General features: G+C 60.2%; 28 protein-coding genes and 1 tRNA gene. 20 read left to right on the forward strand and 9 right to left on the reverse strand.

The annotated features are described in order from the left end of the window. The first annotated feature begins 7 nt into the window (after window positions 1–7). From VXL81_RS07340 to VXL81_RS07425, 18 genes are all read left to right on the forward strand, one after another. Window positions 8–181, forward strand: coding sequence for a hypothetical protein (locus tag VXL81_RS07340; protein ID WP_416553560.1), 174 nt, complete (start codon window positions 8–10; stop codon window positions 179–181). Next, window positions 162–548 carry a hypothetical protein gene (locus tag VXL81_RS07345; protein ID WP_416553562.1) on the forward strand — a complete coding sequence of 129 codons (387 nt, stop codon included), beginning with the start codon at window positions 162–164 and terminating at the stop codon, window positions 546–548. The genes VXL81_RS07340 and VXL81_RS07345 overlap by 20 nt, the downstream gene beginning before the upstream one ends. After that, a complete protein-coding gene (locus tag VXL81_RS07350) occupies window positions 548–1984 on the forward strand; it encodes a hypothetical protein (protein WP_416553564.1) in 1437 nt (478 codons plus the stop codon). The genes VXL81_RS07345 and VXL81_RS07350 overlap by 1 nt, the downstream gene beginning before the upstream one ends. Continuing rightward, window positions 1981–2133 carry a hypothetical protein gene (locus VXL81_RS07355; RefSeq protein WP_416551616.1) on the forward strand — a complete coding sequence of 51 codons (153 nt, stop codon included), beginning with the start codon at window positions 1981–1983 and terminating at the stop codon, window positions 2131–2133. The genes VXL81_RS07350 and VXL81_RS07355 overlap by 4 nt, the downstream gene beginning before the upstream one ends. Further along, window positions 2130–2558, forward strand: coding sequence for a hypothetical protein (locus VXL81_RS07360; protein WP_416553566.1), 429 nt, complete (start codon window positions 2130–2132; stop codon window positions 2556–2558). Before VXL81_RS07355 ends, VXL81_RS07360 begins: the two co-directional genes overlap by 4 nt. Then, on the forward strand, window positions 2558–3448 hold the full coding sequence (locus VXL81_RS07365) for a hypothetical protein (RefSeq protein WP_416553568.1): 891 nt from the start codon (window positions 2558–2560) through the stop codon (window positions 3446–3448). Before VXL81_RS07360 ends, VXL81_RS07365 begins: the two co-directional genes overlap by 1 nt. A 3-nt stretch (window positions 3449–3451) precedes the next feature. Then, complete coding sequence (locus VXL81_RS07370) at window positions 3452–4015, forward strand: YcbK family protein (RefSeq protein ID WP_416553570.1); 564 nt, start codon at window positions 3452–3454, stop codon at window positions 4013–4015. Between the two features lie 9 nt (window positions 4016–4024). Next, on the forward strand, window positions 4025–5254 hold the full coding sequence (locus VXL81_RS07375) for a hypothetical protein (RefSeq protein WP_416553572.1): 1230 nt from the start codon (window positions 4025–4027) through the stop codon (window positions 5252–5254). Between the two features lie 191 nt (window positions 5255–5445). Continuing rightward, window positions 5446–6918 (forward strand): hypothetical protein, encoded by a 1473-nt coding sequence (locus VXL81_RS07380; RefSeq protein WP_416553574.1) that lies wholly within the window; start codon window positions 5446–5448, stop codon window positions 6916–6918. A 278-nt stretch (window positions 6919–7196) separates the two neighbouring features. Next, window positions 7197–8033 (forward strand): hypothetical protein, encoded by an 837-nt coding sequence (locus VXL81_RS07385; RefSeq protein WP_416553576.1) that lies wholly within the window; start codon window positions 7197–7199, stop codon window positions 8031–8033. A 10-nt stretch (window positions 8034–8043) separates the two neighbouring features. Continuing rightward, window positions 8044–10644: a hypothetical protein gene (locus tag VXL81_RS07390; protein ID WP_416553578.1), complete on the forward strand. Its 2601-nt coding sequence runs from the start codon at window positions 8044–8046 to the stop codon at window positions 10642–10644. Beyond that, window positions 10644–11039 (forward strand): hypothetical protein, encoded by a 396-nt coding sequence (locus tag VXL81_RS07395; protein ID WP_416553580.1) that lies wholly within the window; start codon window positions 10644–10646, stop codon window positions 11037–11039. The genes VXL81_RS07390 and VXL81_RS07395 overlap by 1 nt, the downstream gene beginning before the upstream one ends. 39 nt (window positions 11040–11078) lie before the next feature. Then, on the forward strand, window positions 11079–11330 hold the full coding sequence (locus tag VXL81_RS07400; protein ID WP_416553582.1) for a hypothetical protein: 252 nt from the start codon (window positions 11079–11081) through the stop codon (window positions 11328–11330). 24 nt (window positions 11331–11354) lie between these two features. Beyond that, complete coding sequence (locus tag VXL81_RS07405; RefSeq protein WP_416553584.1) at window positions 11355–11798, forward strand: hypothetical protein; 444 nt, start codon at window positions 11355–11357, stop codon at window positions 11796–11798. Between the two features lie 300 nt (window positions 11799–12098). Next, a complete protein-coding gene (locus tag VXL81_RS07410) occupies window positions 12099–12776 on the forward strand; it encodes a TIGR02594 family protein (RefSeq protein ID WP_416553586.1) in 678 nt (225 codons plus the stop codon). Window position 12777: 1 nt separating this feature from the next. Beyond that, complete coding sequence (locus VXL81_RS07415) at window positions 12778–12990, forward strand: hypothetical protein (RefSeq protein ID WP_416553588.1); 213 nt, start codon at window positions 12778–12780, stop codon at window positions 12988–12990. Continuing rightward, complete coding sequence (locus VXL81_RS07420; RefSeq protein WP_416553590.1) at window positions 12990–13313, forward strand: DUF3307 domain-containing protein; 324 nt, start codon at window positions 12990–12992, stop codon at window positions 13311–13313. The genes VXL81_RS07415 and VXL81_RS07420 overlap by 1 nt, the downstream gene beginning before the upstream one ends. Continuing rightward, window positions 13310–13549 (forward strand): hypothetical protein, encoded by a 240-nt coding sequence (locus tag VXL81_RS07425; RefSeq protein WP_416553592.1) that lies wholly within the window; start codon window positions 13310–13312, stop codon window positions 13547–13549. Before VXL81_RS07420 ends, VXL81_RS07425 begins: the two co-directional genes overlap by 4 nt. A gap of 353 nt (window positions 13550–13902) precedes the next feature. Here the strand turns inward: VXL81_RS07425 and VXL81_RS07430 are convergent, their stop codons facing one another. From VXL81_RS07430 to VXL81_RS07455, 6 genes are all read right to left on the reverse strand, one after another. Continuing rightward, window positions 13903–14226 carry a hypothetical protein gene (locus tag VXL81_RS07430; RefSeq protein ID WP_416553594.1) on the reverse strand — a complete coding sequence of 108 codons (324 nt, stop codon included), beginning with the start codon at window positions 14224–14226 and terminating at the stop codon, window positions 13903–13905. Between the two features lie 43 nt (window positions 14227–14269). Further along, window positions 14270–15001 carry a DNA cytosine methyltransferase gene (locus tag VXL81_RS07435; RefSeq protein WP_416553596.1) on the reverse strand — a complete coding sequence of 244 codons (732 nt, stop codon included), beginning with the start codon at window positions 14999–15001 and terminating at the stop codon, window positions 14270–14272. Between the two features lie 30 nt (window positions 15002–15031). Beyond that, window positions 15032–15214, reverse strand: coding sequence for a hypothetical protein (locus tag VXL81_RS07440; protein WP_416553598.1), 183 nt, complete (start codon window positions 15212–15214; stop codon window positions 15032–15034). A gap of 46 nt (window positions 15215–15260) precedes the next feature. Further along, window positions 15261–15530 carry a hypothetical protein gene (locus VXL81_RS07445; RefSeq protein WP_416553600.1) on the reverse strand — a complete coding sequence of 90 codons (270 nt, stop codon included), beginning with the start codon at window positions 15528–15530 and terminating at the stop codon, window positions 15261–15263. Between the two features lie 129 nt (window positions 15531–15659). Then, window positions 15660–16118 carry a class I SAM-dependent methyltransferase gene (locus tag VXL81_RS07450; RefSeq protein ID WP_416553602.1) on the reverse strand — a complete coding sequence of 153 codons (459 nt, stop codon included), beginning with the start codon at window positions 16116–16118 and terminating at the stop codon, window positions 15660–15662. A gap of 70 nt (window positions 16119–16188) precedes the next feature. After that, window positions 16189–16265, reverse strand: a tRNA-Arg gene (locus tag VXL81_RS07455). Window positions 16266–16576: 311 nt separating this feature from the next. On the opposite strand from VXL81_RS07455, the gene VXL81_RS07460 reads away from it, so the two are divergent. Then, a complete protein-coding gene (locus tag VXL81_RS07460) occupies window positions 16577–16753 on the forward strand; it encodes a hypothetical protein (RefSeq protein ID WP_416553604.1) in 177 nt (58 codons plus the stop codon). A gap of 245 nt (window positions 16754–16998) precedes the next feature. On the opposite strand, the gene VXL81_RS07465 is transcribed toward VXL81_RS07460, so the two are convergent. The 3 genes from VXL81_RS07465 to VXL81_RS07475 form a co-directional block, all read right to left on the reverse strand. Then, window positions 16999–18204 (reverse strand): tyrosine-type recombinase/integrase, encoded by a 1206-nt coding sequence (locus tag VXL81_RS07465; protein WP_416553606.1) that lies wholly within the window; start codon window positions 18202–18204, stop codon window positions 16999–17001. Between the two features lie 162 nt (window positions 18205–18366). Continuing rightward, entirely contained in the window at window positions 18367–18675 is a 309-nt protein-coding gene (locus tag VXL81_RS07470; RefSeq protein ID WP_416553608.1) for a hypothetical protein, read from the reverse strand. Window positions 18676–18761: 86 nt separating this feature from the next. After that, entirely contained in the window at window positions 18762–20966 is a 2205-nt protein-coding gene (locus VXL81_RS07475; protein ID WP_416546019.1) for a methyl-accepting chemotaxis protein, read from the reverse strand. A gap of 373 nt (window positions 20967–21339) precedes the next feature. On the opposite strand from VXL81_RS07475, the gene VXL81_RS07480 reads away from it, so the two are divergent. Beyond that, window positions 21340–22470 carry a porin gene (locus tag VXL81_RS07480; RefSeq protein WP_416538907.1) on the forward strand — a complete coding sequence of 377 codons (1131 nt, stop codon included), beginning with the start codon at window positions 21340–21342 and terminating at the stop codon, window positions 22468–22470. Window positions 22471–22551: the final 81 nt, after the last annotated feature.

The following is a 22551-nucleotide window of genomic DNA, read 5'->3' on the forward strand; positions in this document are numbered from 1 at the left end:
TAAGCCGATGAAACTCAAATACACTGGTGAACTGGATTGCGTGACGGTGCGCGGCGTGGATTTCCCCCGCAATAAGCCCGTGACCATCGACTGCGAAAGTCTGGCAGCAAAAATGCTGGCTTGGCCTGACGTGGTTGAAGTGAAGCGAGGGGCGAAGGCAGATGGCAAAAACGCGTCGTGAAGTCGTCAACATGGCCCTGCATCACATCGGAGTTGTTTCGTCCGATGAGGAGCCGGAAGCAGTCGATCAGCTCTATGCCGATCAGGTTCTTGATGGCGTCTTCGCTGAGCTTCAGAACAGCCAAGACATTACGATTTCTTGGGGCCTAGATGAGACGCCGGAAACCGCGTTTCTACCGCTTGCCTTTCTGCTCGCCTCAGAGGTCGCGGCGCACTTTGGGGTTCAGGCCATGCCTCGCTCCCGCGCGGTGGGGCGGTTTCGCGCGGCGTTGATCTCTGACGACCGGGACGACCGGAGAGATTTGGACAACGACAATGTGGTGTCTGATGGCGAAATCGAAGCTGATAAGCGGGCGCAGTATTTCTGATGCGCGTTGAGTGGATCGGGCGCAGCCGACAGGACGGCGACAATCAGCAGGCGGATCCGGCGCGGCTGATCAACATCTACCGCGAAAAGGCGGGCGATAAGCCCATCCTCAAGCGTGTTCCCGGAATGGAGCCCTTTGTTGATCTGGCATCGGCGCCACTCCGGGCGATGGAGCAGGAAGCGGGCAAGGTGTTTGCGGTATCCGGCGCGGATCTGTCCTGCATTGACGGCAACGGCACGGTTTCAGAGCTGGGGCAGGTTTCGGCTGACGGGGATGTGTCGATTTCCGGCAACAATGGGTCTGCTGTCGTGTCGGCCGGTGGGGATTACTACGTCTGGGACGGTGAGACGCTGACGCAGCCCGATACAGGGGCATTCTCCGACGTTGGCTCTGTTGAGTTTCTTGGCCAACGAACTGTGATCACGGAACTGGATGGCCGGCGCTTCGGCTGGTCCGACGTGACCGAGCCGGAGACATTCGACGGGTTGAGCTTTGCGACGGCAGAAAGCACGGACGACAACATCATTCGCGGGGCCGTGATCCAGGGCATCTACTGGATCTTCAAAGAGCAGTCTATTGAGCGCTGGTATCAGACCGGCGGCGAGAACTTCCTCGCCCCCATGAGCGGCGGCGACATGGACACCGGCCTGCTGCGGTTTGGTCTGTTTATCAAGTTTCCGAACGGCGCTTTCTTTGTCGGCAACGATGGGATCGCCTATCTGGTTTCCGGCGGGTCCATGCGTCCGGTTTCGACGCGCGGCGTTGAGACAGCGCTGGAGCAGAAGGACGCCACGCACTGCCTCTACTATCAGGACGAGGGCCACAAGTTCTGTGTCATCCGCTTCGCTGACCGGGAGGCGTGGGTTTATGACCTCGCCATGGACGAATGGCATGAGCGCGCCGAGGGCGGAAGCCTGACGCCGTGGTCGGCCACGCATTCGGTGCAGGCATTTGGCGCTGATTTCGTCGGGTCCGCCTTTGGCCGGGTGTTCAGCCTTGATCGAGTTCCGAGCGATGACGGGCAGCCGCTGATCGGTAAGGCCGTATCTCGCACGATCCGCAACAACGGCAACCGGTTCCGGGTGCCTCGCCTCACGCTGATCGGGGCGGTTGGCAATTCCACACTGACGGCGCAGCGCTCACCGGGGCTGCATATCGGCGGTGGGTACATGATGGCGACAGACGGCTACACCGCGCTGGCAACCGGAGATGACGTCACAGTCAGCACTGACAGCAAGGTTTCTCTGCGGGTGTCAAAGGACCGCGGCAAAACGTGGTCGCGGGACAAGGTGCGGTCGATGGGCCGCGCGGGCGAATACGACAAGGTGGTGCGCTGGCGCTCTCTGGGGCAGTTCCGCAACGCCAACTTTGAAATCACCATCAGCGACGACACGGATATCACGCTTGAGGCGATTGGGGAGATTGAGCTGGCATGATCAACGTTGAGACACCACAGGCAAACGTCCCGCTGGTCAAGCCGGACGGGCACAGCACGATGGAAACGCAGATCACTCTTGAAAAGATGGCGCAGGCGATCCGAGAGCTGCAAGCGAAGGTCGAGGCGCTGGAGGCGCAGCAGCCATGACGCTTGAGGATCATTTCGCGCGCTGGTTCAAGGGTGATGCTGCCGCCGTCGATTTCGCCGAACACCTCTGGCACGCGACCCAAGAGTGGGACGATCTGGAGGACGAGGGCAAGTGCGCGAACCACAACGCGCTGTTGTCATGGCTGGCGTTCGGCAAGGAATACACCCCCTTCTTTGCGGACCACGCACATATTCTGCGCCCGGCCATGCTCAATATGTATCTGCAATGGCGCGCGGCCAATGTGCTGGAGCGCGGCGACCGGAACGACGTGGCAAAGGCCTACATGCTGCGCGCAGCGATTTACGGCGTTTTTCACAACATCGCGTGGATTGTTGGCGGTGATGACTGGGCGGCTCAGATCGGCCCTGAAATCTACCGGATGTATGCCGAGACCCCCGAAGAACTCTGGAAGGAAATGAACTGATGCCAGGACCAGCAGCAGCAATCGGCGGTGGGTCGGCCCTTCTGGGCGCGTCCTCATCGCGCAAGGCAGCGAAAGCACAGGAGCGGGCAGCAAACAGCCAGCTTGAGCTTGAAGGCCGCATTTACGATGAGACCCAAGAGCGATTTCAGCCGTTCTATGACAGCGGGCTGAACTACCGGAAGGTTCGGGATTTCGAGCTATTGGGCGGAGATCGTCCGATGATCGGCGGGGACCCTCAGCGGGTCGTTGAGTTCACCGATCAGGTCTATGGCGACGGCTCCATGAAGGACGTCGTGCACAACGCCGGGTGGGCCGACCAGTACACCGAGCAGGTGCGTGACTACGGCCCGCGCGATGTGACCCGATACCGCGTCGGGGAACAGACATTCGGTGACCGGGCTGCGGCTGACGCCTACGCCAAGGCGAACCCGACTGGCGGGACCGAATACGGCGGCTTTGAAGCCACCCCTTATCAGCAATACGTCCTCCAGACCGCGCGGGATCAAATTGACGGCAGTGCGGCCAGCATGGGGATGCTCAAAAGCGGCGCGACCATCAAGGCACAGCAGGAGCGCGGGAACGCTCTCGCAGGCAGCTTCTACAGCGATTTTCTCAACCGCCTGACAGACCAAGCGGCGCAAGGTCAGGCCGCCGCTGCCAATATGGCGAACGCTGGGGCAAACTATGCCTCCGGGGCCGGGAATGCCCTGGCTGGCATCGGAAATGCACAAGCGGCAGGTGCCATCGGTATGGGTAACGCGCTTTCGAACGGCATCAATCAAGGCGTTGGCATCTGGAACTATCAGAACCAGACCAGCGGCGGTAATGGCAGCGCTCAGCCGGCCAACATCCTCTCCGCACCTTGGGCCTCTGGCGGGTTCTGGGGGTAAGCTATGAGCTATCGCGATAACATGAGTTCCGACGCGCTGGCGGCATGGGATCGCCTGACCTCCAAATATGGAGATCTGGGGGTAAACTCTGCCTACCGTGATCCCGCGCACAACGCCCGTGTCGGCGGGGCAAAACGATCCCAGCACACGCACGGCAACGCATTCGATGTGGACGTTTCCGGCATGCCGCGGGAGGACAGGATCGCGCTCATCAAAGACGCAAGGGGCGCTGGGTTTCGAGGCATCGGGGTCTATGACAACTCTCTTCATTTCGATGTTGGGCCTTCGAGGGCGTGGGGCGCGGACTATTCCCGAAGCTCTTTGCCTGCGTGGGCGGTCGAAGCAGCAGGAATGCCTGCCGGTCATTTCCCCGGAGACGGCCATAACCACGGATCTGCGCCAGTGGCACCCCCGCAGAATGCGCTCTCTGCTCCCATGGGGCCGCAATCCGCTCCGATGAACGTGCTGGCCCAGCAGCAACCCCCACAGCCTCCGCAAATGCAGCAGATCGACCCGCGCAATTTCCTGACGCAGGTGACACCGCGCGCCAAGCTCAAATTTACCTGAGGACAGCACATGGCACAACTCGACACCCGCTTGCCCCTGATGGCCCAACAGCCGGATATCGTGAACGCGCTGGCCCGGTCATCGGCAGCAGCACAGCAGACCAACCAGGTGCAGGGGCAGAACGCTCTCCGCAACCTGTTCCAGACGCAGGGCGCGGATATTGCCGCCGGTCAGCCGCAGGCGCTGAATGCACTGGCCCAGCTTGACCCGATGCAGGCGGTCCAGATGCAGAGCGCACAGCAGAACATGCAGTCACGCGCGCAGATGATGGAGCAGCGCCGGATTGCAATGGGCCGAGAGGCCGAAGCCTATGCCGCGTCCCTTGGCGCACAGGAGCGGGCAGCAGAGGCCGCGCGGGTGGAGCAGGGTATAGCGCAGGGCATGCAGTTCTATCAGCGCGGGGATCTGAACGGCCTGAACCAGCTTCTGGGCACCGTTGGGGAGGAGCCATTGCAGAGCCTTGACGAGTTCCCGACAGTTGCCGCGATGTATGGCGATGTTCTGGACAAGCTGAAATCCGTTCAGGAACTGAACGCGCCGCCGAAGCCTGCTGACGAATACGGGCGCTATGCCGCAGAGGAACGGGCCGCAGGTCGCCAGCCTCTCGACCGGATCCAGTATGCGCAGGCTAAGAAAGGGCAAGGGTTCAGCGTTACCACGGCTGACGGGACCACCGTGCAATACGGCGGCGGCCAGAGCGGCGGTGACATGCCGAAAATGAACGTTGATCAGGGGAAAAACACCGGGTTCCTGATCCGCATGAACGACGCGGGCAGGACACTTGACCAGCTGGAAAATCAGGGGCTTGAGTTCCTGCAGCAGAATACCGATGCAATTCCTCTCGGCCTTGGCAACTATATGCGCACCGAGGAGTTTCAGCAGTTCGATCAGGCGCGGCGGGACTTCATCAATGCGCTGTTGCGCCGTGAAAGTGGCGCGGTCATCTCCCCGCAGGAATTTGAGAACGCCGAAATCCAGTATTTCCCTATTCCGGGCGACAGCCCCCAGGTAATCGAGCAAAAGCGGCGCAACCGGGCGAACGCCATTGCCGGTATCCGTGCCGGTTCTGGACCCGGCGCAGCCTATGTTGACCGGATGGGCGAGCAGGGTGTGGCCCCGCAACAGCCGGAACCACAATCTGGCGGGCTTCAGGCGCCACAACCGGGCGTTACCGAGGATGGATATCGCTTCAAAGGCGGCGATCCGGGCAATCCTGACAATTGGGTGAAGGTGGAATAATGGCCGGTCCTTGGGAGAAATACCGAACACAGCCGCAGGCACCGCAGTCTGCCGCACCACAGGCTTCATCTGGGCCATGGGCGAAATATGCGACACAGCCCGCGCCCGCAGTGCCAGAACCGCAATCGGACCCTTTTGGTACGGATCTGATGGGCCTCTTGCGCACTTCCCCGGCTGGTCAAAATCCCGGCATGGGTAGCCAGCCGGGTGGCGTCGATCTGAACGACGTTGTGCAAGGTGACCCGACATTGTTCACCACCGTGATTGACAACGTGGTCGGGCTGGATAACGGGGTTATGACCCCCGGCGAGAAGCTGGGAACAGCGCTGAACGCGGTGGGAGAAAGCGCCACCCTTGGCATCGTCGGGGATGAGGCGGCGGCTGCATTCGACGCGGCTCTGGGTCGCGGCCGCTATGAGGACCGCCGGGATTTTTACCGCCAGAACCAAGAGCAGTTCCGGGAGGAAAACCCTGTTCTTTCTTTTGCCTCCGAGATTGCGCCGGCACTCCTGCCCGGTCTTGGGGGCGCAAAGCTGCTGCAAATGATGCAGTCGAAGTTGGGCCGGGCTGGGGCTGGTGCCGCACTTGGCGCGCTTTCGGGGGCGATCTACGGGTTCGCTGAGGGTGAGGAAAGCTTCCAGCAACGCGCAAAGCAGGGGGGCATTACAGCATTGTTTGGCGGTGCTGTTGGCGGTGCCGCACCCAAGGTGGTCGACGGTCTGACCGGCATCCCAAAGGGCGTTTCGCGGGTGTTTCAGCGATCACAGGAAAAACCCACGATCCAGACGCTCAAATCCGCGAAGAATGCCGCCTATCGTGCGGTCGATCAGTCCGGCGAGACCTTCAGTGGCGATGACATGCAGCGCCTCTACCAGAACGTTTCAGACGTGTTTGACAGCGGCAACTATGTTGAGGAGGTTGATAATGCCTCCCGCGCGGTTCTCCGGGTTCTGGAGCGCCGCCAGGGCAAACCCACAACGCTCTCCCAGCTGGATGATATCCGGCAGAATATGTGGCGTCGGTATGGGTCGGCGAAAGATCAGCCGCAGATCCTTGATGCGATCCGTAGTCTTGATGATCTGATTGACGAACGGGCAGGGGCAAGCGACCTGATGGGTCTGGCCCGCGCTGCTAACTCCCGGTATGCAAAATTCCAACTTCTGGACGATGCCTTCAGCAAGGCCGCCGATCAGACGGCCTCAACCGGATCTGGCGGTAACATCCTGAACAAATACCGTCAGGCGGTCACTTCGATCATCAACAACCCCAATAAGGCCCGTTGGTTTAGCGCTGATGAGGTCGATATGATGCGCAAGTTTGTGCATGGGTCGGCGTCCGAAAACGCCTTGCGCCGTGTCGGCAAGCTGTCGCCCAATGGGAACGGCCTGATGATGGCCCTTCACATCTTCGGGGGCATCCAGACTGGCGGGGCCACGATCCCAATCATGGCTGCTGGGGCGGCGGCGAAGTCTGCGGCCGACCGGACAGCGATGCGCGGTGCCGATGCTCTCAAGAGCGCTATGGCGGGTCAGGTTCCGCAGAATATCCCACTCTCACTGCCTGCCGGGGCGGCAGTTTCCGGTGCTATCCCCGTCGCAGAAAGCGCAGCAGGAAGTCTACTAGAAATGCTACCGCAAGGGCAGCAAAGCCGCCTCCGATACTGACAAGAACATCCCCCCAGAGGGGGTGGCCCATGCCGAAAAGTAGGCCGGAGAGAGCGGCGGCTATCATCGACCAGAAGGCGAGGTTTACACGCCAGCCCGCTTTGCCTTTCGTAGCCTCATTGAAGTCAATCCTCCGGCTCACCGAAATAAACGCGATGATGAGGATGGTGGCCACAAAGGCCGCGATGGCGTCGAAATCGTCCATCTTCACAACCTAATCACGAACAGGCCGCCAGTCCAGAGCGGCCCGGATAATTCCCCACATAAAGGCGAACACCATGGCGAACAGGGTTTTGATGCCCCGTGCGCTGGACGGCAATGGCAACATTGTACCCGGCGCAATGGCGTATTTCTACAAGGAGGGCACGGTTTCCCCTCTGACGGTCTATTCGGACAAGGCTGGAACGGTTGTGGTCCCTCCGCCTCTGGACGCGGATAGCGCGGGCAACTTCACTGCTGTGTTCACGGACAAGGTTTTGAAGCTGGATATCCGCGATCCTGACACCAACACCAGCTTGCCGGGGTTCCCGTCGGATAACTGGCACGTCACCACCACAGACGAGACCGGCGCGGGGCTGGTGAAGTTCACCCCGATCACCGGGAACAGCGCGACCAACGTGCAGGCAGCGATTGCGAACCTTACCGGGCTTTGGAACGCGGTAACGGCCTACGGGAAGTCGCTCATTGCGGCGTCTGACGCGGCGGCGGCCCGCACCACCCTCGGCCTTGGTGCTGTGGCCACGAGGGGCTTTCTCGATGAGGACGATATGGCCAGCGACAGCGCGACCTCCGCGCCCAGCCAGCAGTCGGTCAAGGCTTTCGTAGAAACGCAGGTGGACGGCAAGGCCCTGGGGGTTGGGCAGACATGGCAGAACCTGACCGGGTCGCGAACCGCCAACACCTCCTACCAGAACGCTACCGGCCGCCCGATCCAGTGGATGGTCCACGGATCTACCAGCGGGCTTGCGCAGGTTTCAACTGACGGATCGACATGGGTAACCATCGCGACCCTTGGCGCGCCAGGTTCTTTCGAGACCGCTGCCGCCGCAACCATTCCGCCGGGTCATTTCTACCGGACGACCGGCGGCTTCACAAACTGGTCCGAGCTTCGCTGAGGGATAGAGCATGACAAGAACACCGCAGAAAAACGCGAACGAACTCCCACAGGTCGATACTCTTGGCCCGGGAAACACCGTGCTGGTCGAGGTTGATGGCGATATCTCCCGCGCCCCGGCAAGCGCTCTCAGCACCTCGGCGGTTCAGGGTGTTGCAATCCGCAGTGACGGCAATCCGCTGGGCACCGCAACCGCGATTGACCTGATCGGCGGCGACGTGGAACTGACCGGCAACCTTGCGACTGTGACCCTTCCGGATGGAACCGGCGGCGCAGGCGATATCAAGACATTCGCCAACGGGACCGATTTGCGCGCAGACGCGACAGCCAGCTACCCGGTCGGGACAATTCTCAGCGCTGAGACGGAAAACACCCGGTACATTGTGACCGATGCGTCCGAAGCCGATCCCGATCTGACCACCATCGGCGGTGTCAAGGCGTTCGAGATTGGCCCAGAGTTCTCCGATATCTACAAGCTGCGCGGCGCGATCCAGCGCGGCGACTTGCGCGACGGTCAGCAGGTGTTCTGCTATGGGCAGGGTTATACCGTCGACGCCACGGCGACAGACCTTGAGAGTGCGTTTTGGGGCTTCGGCGTGGACGGTCTGCGGCGCGTCGGAGATTTCCCGGACAACCTTTTCTTGGGGACATTCTTCAAGAACCAAGACGAGACGGAACAGCAGCTTTTCATTGGTCGGGACAGCAGCATCATGCGGCGCCTGAACCAATTTCCGATCCCGCGCGGGGCTGGCGGGGCCAAGACCGGCGGGCGCGATGCGCAGCCGTTTTGGTCCCGGCAGGAAGGCCAATTTATGGTTCCGGTGACGGCTGGCGACGGGGAGCCTTATGACTTCTCGTTCTACTTCACGAACGGGCTTGGTGAGCCTGAAATCATCAACTGTCAGATCCAGGGCAGCAACCAGTACGGGGGCGTCCGAGGAACCACGATCCCGGGTGCCGCGCAGCCTGTTGGTGTTATCTGGGGGCCGAGATTCCACAACATCGGCGACAAGGTGTGGATGACGGCCAGCCTCGAAACGCAGCTGCCTGATGAGCCCACAAACGGCACTCCGGTGACAATGCGACCTCATATTTGCGAAGTGTTGAGCCTCACCAGCACACCCGGCGCGCAGGCCATGGTCGTCGGCCCGCCGATTGCCATGAATGTTGGGGCAAGCACGACGCCGATGCTTGAACCTGACCTCATGCAGGCCGAGGATGGCACGTGGTATATGTGCATCAAGAACAGCAGAAACCGCAATATCGAGATCCACTCAGCCACTGACCCCATCAATGGCGCTTGGTCTTATGTGACCACCCTCGATCTGGATGGAACATCGAATAGCCTTGAGGGGTCGGTTTGGGTGAAGCGCGTCTACTATGACGCTGGAACCGGAGAAAAGAGGCTCCAAGTCCGCGTCCACGCTGCCAACAACCGGAATGCCGACGATGAGCTGCGCGGCGTACCTGTCGAGTTCATCAGCACCGGCGGGCCTGAGGGGCCATATGGCGCGGCTCAGGATGTGAACAACAGCCATCAGATGCGCAACGGTGATATCGTGAATGTCGCGCTTGAGCCTGATCCGCGGGCGATGGCCTCTCTGCTTCGTGCTGCCGCCTCATATTCCGGCGAATATCCCGTTGGTGTTGATTCCACTATCCGCCTGCCCACGGGTGCACACAACTTCACCCCGCAACAAGACTGCCTGTATTACGTCAATACTGCCGGGTACGACTGCACCTTGACCGTCGAGAAAATGGAAGCGCAGCGTTTCTGGCTGGCCTCTCTCAGTTCGGATGCCGGCACATACATCGACGTGGTGAACAGCCCGCTTTGCGTTGGCAGCACCCGGATCGGCGGCGGGGCGTTCCAGATCACGGAATTCCTGTGGGTTGACTTCCTCGGTAAGTATGTCGGCGTTCAGAGCTATGCTGTCGGCGGTGGCGGATCGAGCGACGGGGTTGTGACCAGCGTTTCGTTCAGCAGCAGCACCAACATTCTGACGCTCACCCGGTCGGTAGGCGGCGATCTGACGGTGGACCTGTCGGCGCTGGATGGGGGCGGCTCTGGCCTGACCAACTGGTCGGAGAGCGGGAACAACCTCGTGCCGACAACTGCCGGTACGCTGGGCAGTGATGCAAACCCGGTTCGCGGGCTAGTGCTGGAGCCTCGCGCAGTGGGCGGGGGCGCGGGTGCTGCGGCGAAGCTTGAACTGTTCCGTGCGCAGAACGGCTCCTTGCGGGATGGAACCCCCGGCGATACGTCCAGCAACGCAGGCGCTGATATCGGACACTATACGCAGTATCATGTGTCCTCGGCTACCTCGGGGACCGAAGTCTGGGACCGCGCGAATGGCAACGGCCTGAATTTCACGGGCGGCGCGTTGACTGGTACGCTAACCGTGGATCTGTCCGCATTGATCGTGACGGAGGAAGTCTCGGTAATCGTGAACCAGCCCAATTCCCAAACGATCAACTTCACTCTACCCAATTCGCCCAGTTGGGTAAATGCGGGGGGTACGCAGCCTGCGTCCGGTACAAGGGCTATGGTGTTCACCTTTACCCGATATGGGGCGTCTAATATCCTAGCTGTAGGCACGGAGTTCGGCTGATGGGCGTTTTATTCAATAGAGCGCTGTTGGCGCACGCTGCGGCGAGCCAAGGTGGTGGAGGTGCGACTTGGAGTATGACGGCTGGTCAGGACGTGCCTGCAACCGGTACTGTTGGTTATTCAATATTTGGAAGCGGTGCGGGCTCGATTTCAAACGAACCTATTGATGGTATCACGTTGGAAAATCAGCTATCAGACGCCGCGAACAGCACATTCAGGCTAAGATTTGTTGGTGATAATGTCGCTACGCTTTCGCAGTTCTCGGAACTGGTCATTGATGGATCGCCTTTTGCGATTACTGACTGGCAGACAACAAGCGGTGACACTTACGCCAATTTCACGTCCACGTTCCCCGATTACACAAGTGGCCAAACCTACGCTTGCGAACTGCGCTAACCATGGACCTTACAGCAATCATCAAACCAGTAACTCAAGATGGAAGAAAAGAAGATGACAGAGCTAGACCACATTAAGGCAATTCAGGACGGACTTGGCCAGATCAAGCGCGACCTCAGGGAGGTGCAGAAGATCAACGCGAAGAACGGGCGCGACCGGGCGGCCAATGCAGCCATGAAGGTCCACGGAAAGGTTCAAGTGCTACATGCGGAAGCCATGGAAGAGCTATACGATAACTGGCCAGAGCAAGTATCTGGTGAGATTTCCACGCGCGGCGGCGGCGGTCGGTAAATGTGGGGCTTTGAGCATACGGCAATGCTGGCAGCCTTCGCCGCGTTCTTATGGTGGCTGCTGCATCATGAAAACTACTCTTGGTCCGTCGCTGCTCTGCTGTCCCAAATCCCATTTTGGGGCGGCTTCCTCGCATATATCGTCACCGGGGATAAAGACCCGGCTTCGGTCAACATCATCCTGAATATCTTCGCGGCAGGCCTGTTTATCGAGCTTGCAGGCAGGTTGCAAGAGCGCGGCAAAGGTGGGATAGTCCATGCATGGTTGTGCTTGGTGTTTATTCTCGCCTGCACCTTGGATGTGACCCACCTTATCCTCCCCGTGCCATTTTACACGCTGGCACAAGAGGTTCTGCACTACGTCGCTTTGGTGGTGATTGGGGGCCGTGCCTATGTTCAGCGCTATGACGGCTATCGTCGGCATCGTCGCAATACACGCGGTTCTAACAAGGGTGGCACATTGGTATGAGCGGCACCGGGAAAACAGTGGCAGGGGTTGCGGGGGCAAATGCTGTCGCTCAAGGAGGGACTGAGGCGGTAAAGTCTACAGTCCCGTTTTTAGAGGCCCAGCTTATTCACTTCACAATTGATGGAGCGGCGTATTTCATGACGCCGCAGCACGTCATTATCGCTCTGACGGGCGTTCTCTCTGTAATGACCTTATCGGTTTCTCTTTTCAGGAACCTGACGGGCGTCAAGAGAGCCTGACCAATCCACAAATCGAACCAGACGGCCCGCCAGCGGGCTTTCTTCGCATGAAGGTGACGCCATGAACGCGGAAACACTTTGGCTGCAAACCCGGCTCTCTCAGCTGGGCTTTGATCCCGGTCCACATGATGGCCTGCGCGGCCCTCGAACAGACGCCGCGGTTGTCGCCTTCAAGCGGTCGATTGGCCTGCGCGCGCGACCCTATGTTGGCCCGCTGACACGCGCGGCGCTGATGCCTGCGGTGCCAGATCGGTCAGACCTGCCATGGATGGCCGAAGCGACAAAGATGCGCGGCCTGCACGAGCAGCGCGACACTGCAGCCCTACGCCGCTGGTTTGACGCCTCAGTGTCGTGGATCGACCCGCGCGAGATCCCTTGGTGCGGAGCATTTGTTGCGACCTGTCACCGGGCGGCGGATGCAGACATTGATCTGCCCGAGAACCCGCTGGGCGCCCGCAACTGGCAGCCCTGGGGCGATAAGTGCGAACCGGTCTTTGGCGCCACTCTGGTTTTCTGGCGGATCAGCCGGAACCATTGGGCCGGTCACGTTGGGTTCTATCACGGCGAAGACGACACTCATTATCACGTTCTGGGCGGCAATCAGGCAAACGCTGTCACCGTCACCCGGATCGCCAAGTCCCGCCTGCTGTCGTCGCGCTGGCCGATTGGCACCCCGATCATAGGCCGCCGCATTCTCTTGACCCCAGGCGGCACCCCAATTTCCACAAATGAGGCATGACATGAACAAGCTACGAAATCCCAAGGTGCAAGGGCAGCTGCGCCATCTTCTGACAGCCATCGGGCCGGTGCTTGCTGTGATCCTGGCATCCGATGATCCGGCTGCGCTGGTGCGTTCTCTCATCAGCGGCGCGGGCTGGCCTGCGCTGGTCGCGTTGCTGATGGCTGGGATTGGCTTCTGGGCGTCATGGGTTGCCCCGGAGAAGGGCAAGTGATGGAAACGCTTCTCCTTTTGCTGTTTGCCCATGCTCTCGCGGACTATCCACTGCAGGGCGACTTCCTATCAAAAGCAAAAAATCACAGAGCACCGATACCTGGGGTTCCGTGGTATCAGGCTCTCGTCAGCCATAGCGCCATTCACGCGGGGTTTGTTGGGGTCATAACAGGCTCAATAGTATTGGCTCTGGCTGAGTTCGTCGTTCACACCGCGACCGATTACGCGAAGTGCGCCGGGAAAATCTCGTACAACACAGATCAGGCTATTCACATTAGCTGCAAGGTAATTTGGGCAATTGCTTGCATATGGTGGCACCTATGATCTCCGCCCTGCTGTCCCGCTTCTGGGGCTATCTGGTGGCCGCTGGGGCGTTCCTCGCGGCTATCTGGGCCTATGGGCGGTCACAGAAGGCAGAGGGCCGCAAGGAAACGTACATCGAGACGCTGACAGACAGCGCAAAGCGAAAGGAGGCCGGTCGTGAAGCAGTGGAAGATCTGCGGGGTAATAGCCGCGATGATGACTTTGAGCAGCTGCGGCGAAACTCTGACAGTTGGTGACGCTGGCTGCGGCTCCTACGGTGAAGCGCGGGCGACAATGCCCGATGATCCGCGGGCGCTGCCAGACAACTGGCTGTCATGGGTGACGCAAACGGATACACGCATGACTGCAACGTGTAAGCCCCGCCGGTGAAGCGGGGCTTTTTGCGTTTCGGGGTTGGGTTTACTTGGACCGCTTTAAGGCTCGGCCTGCCAGCGTATTGGGGTTGATGGCCTTGCACCTGCGGCACGTTGTGCGCACTGCGCCGGGGAATATCCCGCCGGGCGCTTTGAAGTCGTGCCAGCCAATGCGGCAAAGAAGACGTCCGATCATATGTGCTCTCCGTCGCGTTTCGGGGTTGGGATTTTCTGGATTAGGCGGCTTCGGGGATTTCGACCTTTTCGCGGTCTTCGAAGTCGCATTCGGGGTTCTGCACGATCTCGTAATCTTCCTGCAGCCCCTCGTTCATTCCGAGCCAGTAACCCCCATCATCTTGAAGGGTCGGCTCCTTGAGGTTCAGGTGGCTCACGAAGAAGTAGAGAGCCTTTGGACGGCCGCCATACCCTCCGAGCCATTGGGTGCGCACAACCTGTTTGTACATGAAGTGCTTTTTCCGACGGGCACCCGTGAAGTGGAAGACTTTCAGCACATCGCCAACTCGGATCGGGCGGCGGTTCTTATCGCAGGTTTCCGTCATTTCTGACCTCCCGGTGCGTTTCGGGGTTGGGGATTGTTGGAATTTACATCGTGCATTCTACGTACGCTTGCGCGAGCGGTGGGACGATTGCATTTCGAAAGCCATCAGTGAGGCCCACACCGTAGGATAGCCCATCATCCATGCTTCGAAGCTCCCGCAGCGCTTCTTGCCAACCTCTGTCCCACGAAACGGATTTGATGAGCCGCCCCATTCGTCCAGCCGTCCGACGACATGGTTCTTGCCGCCGTTGCTGCACCCTGATGGAGTGGGCAACCCAGTAATGCCGGGGTCGTTCGTGCCATGCCCCGACCGCGCAAGCCGGGATATCGGCGGCCCCCATGGCATATCCTGTCGTTTCCAGGTCAGACCGCACCACGGCGAGCCATTCTCGCCCAGCCTTTCGCGCAACCTGTTCTCCATAGACAGTTGCAGGGTGGCACTGGCGAATGAGCCATTCGAAGGATGGCCAGAGGTGGCGCTCGTCGTCAAACCCAAGGCTTTTGCCTGCCGCGCTGAAAGGTTGGCATGGGCAGGATCCGGTCCAGACTGGGCGACTATCGGACCACCCGGCAAGCCTGAGTGCGAGGGACCAGCCGCCGATACCGGCAAAGAAATGGTGCTGAGAATATCCAGAAAGTTCTGATGGAGTAACATCTTCAATGCTCCTATCGTCCACCTCGCCAGGTGCAATTAAGCCATTTTCAATCAGTAACCTAAGCCACTTAGCGGAGGTGGGGTTGTGCTCGTTGTAGTAGGCGACCATTGCCTTCTCCATCAAAGGGGTGCGGTTTCGGGGTTGGCGTTTTCAGGACTCGGGGTCCGACATGTCTTTGACGTTCTTGACGAGGCGCTCTGCAGCCTCGGCGGTGTAGGGCTTATCCTTGTCCGTCAGTGCGCCGCCCAGAGTGACGATATCAGCCGCCACCGAAACCGGCACATCCACCACGGCGCTAGCCGCCTTCACTGCTGACTTCAAAATTCCGAACATGGGTACTTCTCCTTCGGGTGCTTTCGGGGTTGGGGTTGGGTGGAGTTCAGTTGGTGTGCTCTGCAATCGGCGGCAGGCCGTGAACCTGATCGCCTTCGAGATACAGGCGCATGAGCATTGCCAGTGCTTGAACAATTTCACTGCGCACGTCCTCGGCGTCGGCTCGTTGCTCGGCGCAATGGATGGCCGCCTTGACCACCTCGCCAGCTTCCTCTGCAACTTTTGAGATCACATAGTTCGGCTGGGGATAGGCCTTCATCGCGCGCGCTGCTTCTTCGCGGGCCTCTGCAATCAGGGTGGAGAGCTTATCATTCATCGCTTTTTCCTTGGGCGTCCGTTTCAGGTATTTGCGGGTTCCGGCCCTCATGGCCCGCGTTCCGCGACGTGATCTTGCGCTTAAGCCGGGCATTGCTACTCCAGGCGGTGTGGTTGGGGTTAGGTGGAATTAGGATTCCGGCCGGTCTTTCATGAAAACCAGCCAATGAGATTTCGCGGTCCTGCCGCAGCGGTTGCCGAACAGCGGCTCGGCGTCGGTGAGATTCAGAATTTCGGACACCCGGATCTGATCCTCATTCCACTTAAAGATCAGCGTTCCTTCGGGTCTGAGGACGCGAAAGCACTCGGCGAAACCGGCGCGCAAGTCGTCGCGCCAGTCGGCTCCCAGCTTGCCGTACTTCTTGCCAAGCCAGCTTTTAGGCCCGCAGCTAATGAGGTGCGGCGGGTCGAATACAACGAGGCTGAACGTCTCGGCCGGAAACGGCATGTCTCGGAAATCCATCAGCACATCCGGGTCGATGATCAATTCCCGGCTGCCGCCCTTGCTGGACTTGTCTTTCAGCGTGTGCGTCTCGCGGCGCTGATCGCCGAACACGGCGCGCGCGTCATGCCGATTGAACCAGAACATGCGACTTCCACAGCAGGCGTCTAAAACAGGCGGGGGCATAGGCTCTCCATCAAAGGGGTGCGTTTGTGGTTGGACTGCGCGGCGGGATTCGAACCCGCAATCTCAGAAATAGAAGTTCCGTGCCTTGTCCTGTTGGGCTACGCGCAGAAAGAGGTTTAGGTGGATTTATCTGCCTCGGGGCGGCAGTCGGTGACTTCATTTTGGGAATGCCGGATGAGCCTGACCGCCCACCCGGCTAACCAAAAATGATCCGCGCATAGGCGGCCCGAGGATCAGGCCCCGGGACCATCAATCACTTCATGCCAGCCTCCATGTGAGCATCTTACTACCTCTCAAAGGCAACAAACGTCGCGTGTTGACTGAATAAGCGATATCGTTTACTTAGTCAATAAGAGATATCGCTTACTGCCGAGGAAGAATCTTTGACCGAATTTCCGATATCGGATAATAGCGGGCGCATGGGACGTCCTCCACTCAACGTAAAGCCGACGCTGGTACGCCTCACTCAAAGCGTTCTGGATCGCATCGAAGCTGTCGCAGGTAAGAACCAACGCGCCGCGTTTATTCGCGAGGCTGTGGATCGTGAGCTTGATCGGAGAGAGGCCGCCCAGTCAGGCACCGACAAACCGGAATAGGAGTGAGACGGTGCAGCAAGTCGCGTCACATCTTGACACCAGCGGCATAATATGGCGCTCGGATATGGAAAACGCGCCTCGCGACGGGAGCGATTTCTTGGCATGGTTCCCGCTGGATGGGCTGGGGCCAAGCTGGTGCAGATGCGTCCCTATCTACTGGTGCGATCGCGACAGCAGGTGGAATTTTTCGGGTCGCGCAGCCTCTGGTTTCTCTCGCACCTTCCAGCCGACCCATTGGGCGGATATCACGCCGCCCCGCCACCCCGAATAGGCACCACGTTTTCTTTCGCCCCTGTCACAAACTGCGCCCATGCCTCCATGAGTGAGCGCCGGCGCTCCAGCATGTCAGATCGGGCATAGGCCCTTTCGACTTTCCCGCCGATGATATGGGCCAAGGCGGTTTCCGCAACGTCATAGTGCGCGGCGTCGGTATCCTGAACCCATGTTCTGAAGCTGGTGCGCAGGCCATGGGGTGTCCCGGCCGGGTCGATCTTCTTGAACACCTTTCCGATGGCAACGTCAGATATGCCGCCGGATCGTCCGCCGGGGAACATATAGGCGCTGCGCTTCCACTTCTCGGCCCTTGCAACGACCTCAAGCGCCGCTGATGACAGCGGGACGCGGAAATCGGATACCTTTCCTTCGCTGCCCTTCATCCGGTCTTCTGGCACCGTCCAGACGTCGCCGTCTATCTCGGAGAACCGGGCGTCTCGGACCCCAGCGGATCGAACAAGCGTCAGGATCTTGAAGCGCAGGCAGAGGTGCGAGGCATCATCACGGTTCAATGCTGCGTATATCCGGGGAATGTCCTGCCATGCGGACGCAGGGGTCTTTTTGATCTGGTGCCGCACCTCGCCCAGCATATGCTTCGCCATGTCCACCATGAACGGGTCGCACTCCACACCTGAAAACCGCATATGCTCAAATATGATCTTGGTCCGCTGAATGGCCTTCTCTGCGGTCGGGTGCTTTTTCCGCCAGATCGGCGCCAGTGCCCGGTGAATGTCCGTCTGGTGGATCTGGGACATTCTCATCCCGCCGATGGCCGGCATCATGTAAAGCCGGATCGGGCTTAGCCATCGCCCGCTTGCGCCATCCCTCCGCAGCCCCGCCTTCTTTGCTTCGAATGTGGTTTCTGCGGCCTCTGCGAATGTAGGGTCTGACCGACTGGCCTCTGCGCGTTGATCCGCCCGCTGCCGGTCGCGGGCTGCAATCGGATCCTCGCCAGACCTCAAAACAACTTCCCAGGCATCACGAGACTTGCGCGCCTCCGCGAGGCTGACGGCAGGGTAGGGGCCAAGACCCATTTCACGGCTTCGCCCTTGGTGCTTGTAGCGGTAGATCCAACGGCCCTTGTCGGCCTCTCTTTTCAGCAGATACAGCCCCGCGCCGTCGAACAGCTTGCCATTGCCGTTCTTCACTTCCACTGCCTTGAGCTTGTTTCTCGCCATGCTTGGCCCCCACTTTGGCCCCCAAACTGGCCCCCGCTGCAATCGGACAGGGGCGTACAGAATGCGACAGCCTGGGTAATTTATGGCCTGATATCAGTGGGCGGGCAAACGAAAACGGATATAGTCGGACGGAATGACGGTGCGCTCCACCCGCACCATTTTTCACAGATCCCCTGAGATGACCCGGCCTATTGGGGCCGGTCTCCCCCTTTGGCACCAGCTTTGACTTTCGCCCTTCGCGGCATCTGCGCCTAGCACCATGTCGCCATCGGCGGGGCGGTGGATGCCATGCGTGGGGTTCTGGCTGATCTGCGTCGTCTCGATCTGACCACGCCGGTCTTTGATCGGCACCTGCGCCGGTGCCTGACTGGCGCGGATCGAGCCATTGGAGGATATCTTTGGCAGATATGACGAAACGCCCGGGTTGGCGGGCGTTTCAGGGGGCAGGTCAGGGGGCAGAACTGGGCTCATCAGACTGCGACACCGGTCGTTGACGCCTTGGCCAGCCTCAGGTCCGACCGCCGCGCCAGCTGGGGCAGTGCGGTCAGACCGTCTGATCAGGCGGATTGGGCGTAGGCCATATCCTCATCGTCATAGGCCGGTTGCGCCCAGCTGTCGGCGATGGGTTCAGCATCGCGGTGTCCGGTACTGGCAGGGCTGATGGTAAAGCCGGAGATCGCCCGGACCAATGTCTGCGCCTCCTCGCGCAGCATCTGACCGGCGGCGGCGGTCTGCTCCAGCATGGCGGAGTTCTTCTGCGCATTCTGGTCCAGGGAGACGACGGCGGTGTTGACCTCTGACAGACCATTGGACTGCTCGACCGTGGTGGCGGCGATCTGCTCAACCTTGCCGACCACCGCTTCGACCGAGCTTTGGATCGAGGCCAGCGCGGTGCCGGTCTGATCGACCAGTTTCACGCCCTGGGCAACCTCGCGGGTGCTGACCTCAATCAGCGCGTTGATCTCCTGCACGGCGTCCGCAGAACGCTGTGCGAGGCCGCGCACCTCGGAGGCGACGACGGCAAAGCCGCGGCCTGCTTCTCCCGCGCGGGCGGCCTCGACCCCGGCGTTCAACGCCAAGAGATTGGTCTGAAAGGCAAGATCTTCGATCAGGTCGGTGATCTTGGCGATGGCGCCAGACGAATCCTCGATCCGCTGCATGGCGCTGATGGTCTGGCTGGCCAGTTCGCTGGTGGAGCGCGCCTGGGCAAAGGCGTCGCGCACGATATCCTTGGCCTGATCCGACCCTTCGGCGGTGCCGCGCACGGTGTCGTCCAATGTCTGCAGCGCAGCGGCGGTTTCTTCCAGGGAGGCGGCGGAGGTTTCTCCGCGGCGCGAGGCGTCCTCGGCGGCGGCCGCAATTTCTGCGGCGGTGGAATTCAGCACCTCGCTGCTGTGCGACAGTTGCCGCACCATGCTGGTGAGGCTGTCGCTGAGGTTGTCGACCGCATCGGCGATTTCCTTGAAAATCCCCTTCTGACCGTCGGGCATGCGCTGCGTGAGGTCACCTGCCGCCAGCGTGTCGAGCACCTGCCGGATATCGCCGAGGCCGCCCTCTGCCGCGTCGCCGATGGCATTCACACCGCGGCCCAGATCCGCAAAGGAGCCGCTGGCGTCCCCGATCTGCAACCGTTTGGAAAAGTCTCCGGCAGCGCAGGCGCTGATGACCTCGGCAATTTCGCGGGTCAGCTTGTCCTTCATCTCATTGTCGGCGCGCAGGTCCTCCACGGCGGCGGCAATGGTCGAGACCTCTTTGATGCGCGACTGCGGCGCCGGTGTGGAGAAATCGCCCGCCATGATCTTTTGCAGCACCAGATTGACCCGCGACAGCGGACGCGAGATCCCGATGGCAAGGGCAAATGCCACCACGACAAAGACCCCGAGCCCGCCAAAGCCTGCCTTCATAGCATTGGCATTGGCGGTGGCGATGGCCTCGGCGGCGCTGGCATGGATCCTGTCCAGCCGGGCCGAGGTGAGGTCGTTCATCTTGGCCAGGATCGGCGCGCTAGCGGTTTCGATTTCATTCAGGGCCTGATAGTGGCCGTCGATCACCTTGGTCTCCTCGGCATAGGCGTTGAAGGAGTTCTGATAGGCGGTCAACAGGCTGCCGATCCGGGCCCGCTGCGAGATGTTCTTGTAATAGCTGCCGGGGAACGCACGGAATTCATCCACGCGGGCGTTCAGCCGGTCGATGTATTTTGTGTCGTGGCGCATGATGAAATCTTTCTCATGGCGCCGCATCATCAGCATCTTCACCTTCATCTCGGGCTCTGCGGTGTCTTCCAATGCCTTTTCGATGCTCCGCACAGAGCTGCGCAGCGCCCCCTGAAGCCCGTCGGTCTCGTCAAAGCCCAACCGCTCCTGGCTGGCGACCACGTCGGCAAACCCGGCTTCATAGGCGGCGATTTCACTGGCCAGCAGGCTCAGCGTCTGTGCAGCCTCACTCATGTTATCCAACTCGGTGATCTGCATCCTTGCAGTCTCCAGCCGGTTGCGCAGATGCGCCATGGTCTCAGCCTGGGTGGCGATCACCTCCTGGCTCGGCTTCAGGCGAAACCCCATCTCAACAATGCGGGCGTTCTGAAAATCGCTGCTGGCCTCGGCGAGGGTCTTTGCAAACCCCTCCACGGCGACCACTTCAGTCTCGATCCCCGTGCGCAGCTGATCGGTGTATCGCGACAGGGCGATGAGCGCGAACATGACCGCGCTGGCCAGAAAGACGATCAGAAAGATGGCCGTCTTGATGGAAGTTTTGAATCTCATAGTCTGGGTACCTGCTTTGTCGATCTGCCACAGCTAACGAGTGCCCCTTAATAAACTGTGGAAATCTGCCGTTAGACGGCGTGTTTCACTGAATATTCCACCGAAATGTCGACGTTTTCTGGGGGGAGCGATGTTCCGGCCCGATTGGTCAGCCTGAGACAGCTGGGCGGCGCAGAACTTCCGGACCGATCGGCGCGGTGCCGCGCAGCGGGTGATCACAATCGAGCGAGAATTCCGCCCACAGCTGGCAAGGGAACCGGCGCGGCTTATTTCAAGAGTGCAGCACCAGAAAATCGCGTGATAGCACCTGTGACAGGTCGGCCTCTCAGGGATGGAGAGGGAGCCGCCCTGAACAATATTGGAGCATCTCCTCATGAACACCAAAATTGCCTCTCACCTTGGGGTGACAGCCCTGATGTCCGGTCTTGTTGCCGGGCTGGCGGTTCCCGCCTTTGCCGGGCCCACCTACGAGAACAGCTCCGGCGGCAGCTTCCGCTACTATGGTCAGTTCAACCCCTCGTTCCAGTCGTTCGACGATGGCAGTGACGATTTCAGCACGCTGGTGGACAACGCCAATTCCAACTCGCGCATCGGCTTCTGGCTTGAACAGCCCTTTGGCGAGAACACCCTGCGGTTCAATTTCGAAACCGCTCTTGGGCTGCGCTCCTCTGATGGGGTGAACCAGAACGGCCGTCCGCAGAACATCAGCTGGGACCGTACCCGGATCCGCAAGGTCGATATTCAATACGCAACACCGCGCTACGGCACCTTCTCCTTTGGTCAGGGTTCGATGGCCTCTGACGGGCTGGCGGAATCCGATTTCTCCGGCACCAGTGTCATTCAGACGTCTGCCATCGGGGATTCCGCTGGCGGCTTCCTGTTCCGCACCTCCACCGGTACGCTGTCAGGCGTCAACATCGGCTCGGCCTTCCGCAGCTTCGATGGCGGGCGGCTTGGCCGGGTGCGCTATGATACGCCGGAATTCAGCGGCTTTACCGTCTCGGCCTCTTATGGCGAAGAGATCCTGCGCTCAAATTCCGACCGCGAAGCCTATGATATCGCCCTGCGGTACAATAACGACGATCTTGGTGATTTCGCGATTCAGGGCGCGCTGGGGGCGGTCTGGAACGAAAACGGGCCGGGCACCAAAACCCGCGATATCGTGGCCTCCTTTGCCACGCTGCACGAACCAAGCGGAGTCTCGCTTGCGGTTGCGGCAGGGGATCGCGACACCGGCGGCGATTATGCCTTTGCCAAGCTGGGCTATACCGCGAATTTCCTGGCCGTGGGCGCGACCTCCTTTGCCATCGATTATTATGACGGCTCGGATATGGTCACCAGTGGCGACAACGCTGAATCCTGGGGCGTCGCAGCGGTGCAGAATTTCGACGGTCTGAACCTGGAAACCTATGTGGCCTACCGCGACTATTCCTATGCGGACACCTCTGGGACCAGCTATCAGGACAGTTCCTCCATCATGGCAGGCGCCCGCTGGAAGTTCTGATCGCCAGGGCCAGGGCAGCGCGATCCGCTGCGCCCTGAACGGCATCCGCGCAATCGGATTATGGAAAACACGTCCTTTGGG

The organism is Phaeobacter sp. JH204B (assembly GCF_048055755.1).
GTDB classification, from domain to species: Bacteria; Pseudomonadota; Alphaproteobacteria; order Rhodobacterales; family Rhodobacteraceae; genus Phaeobacter; species Phaeobacter bryozoorum.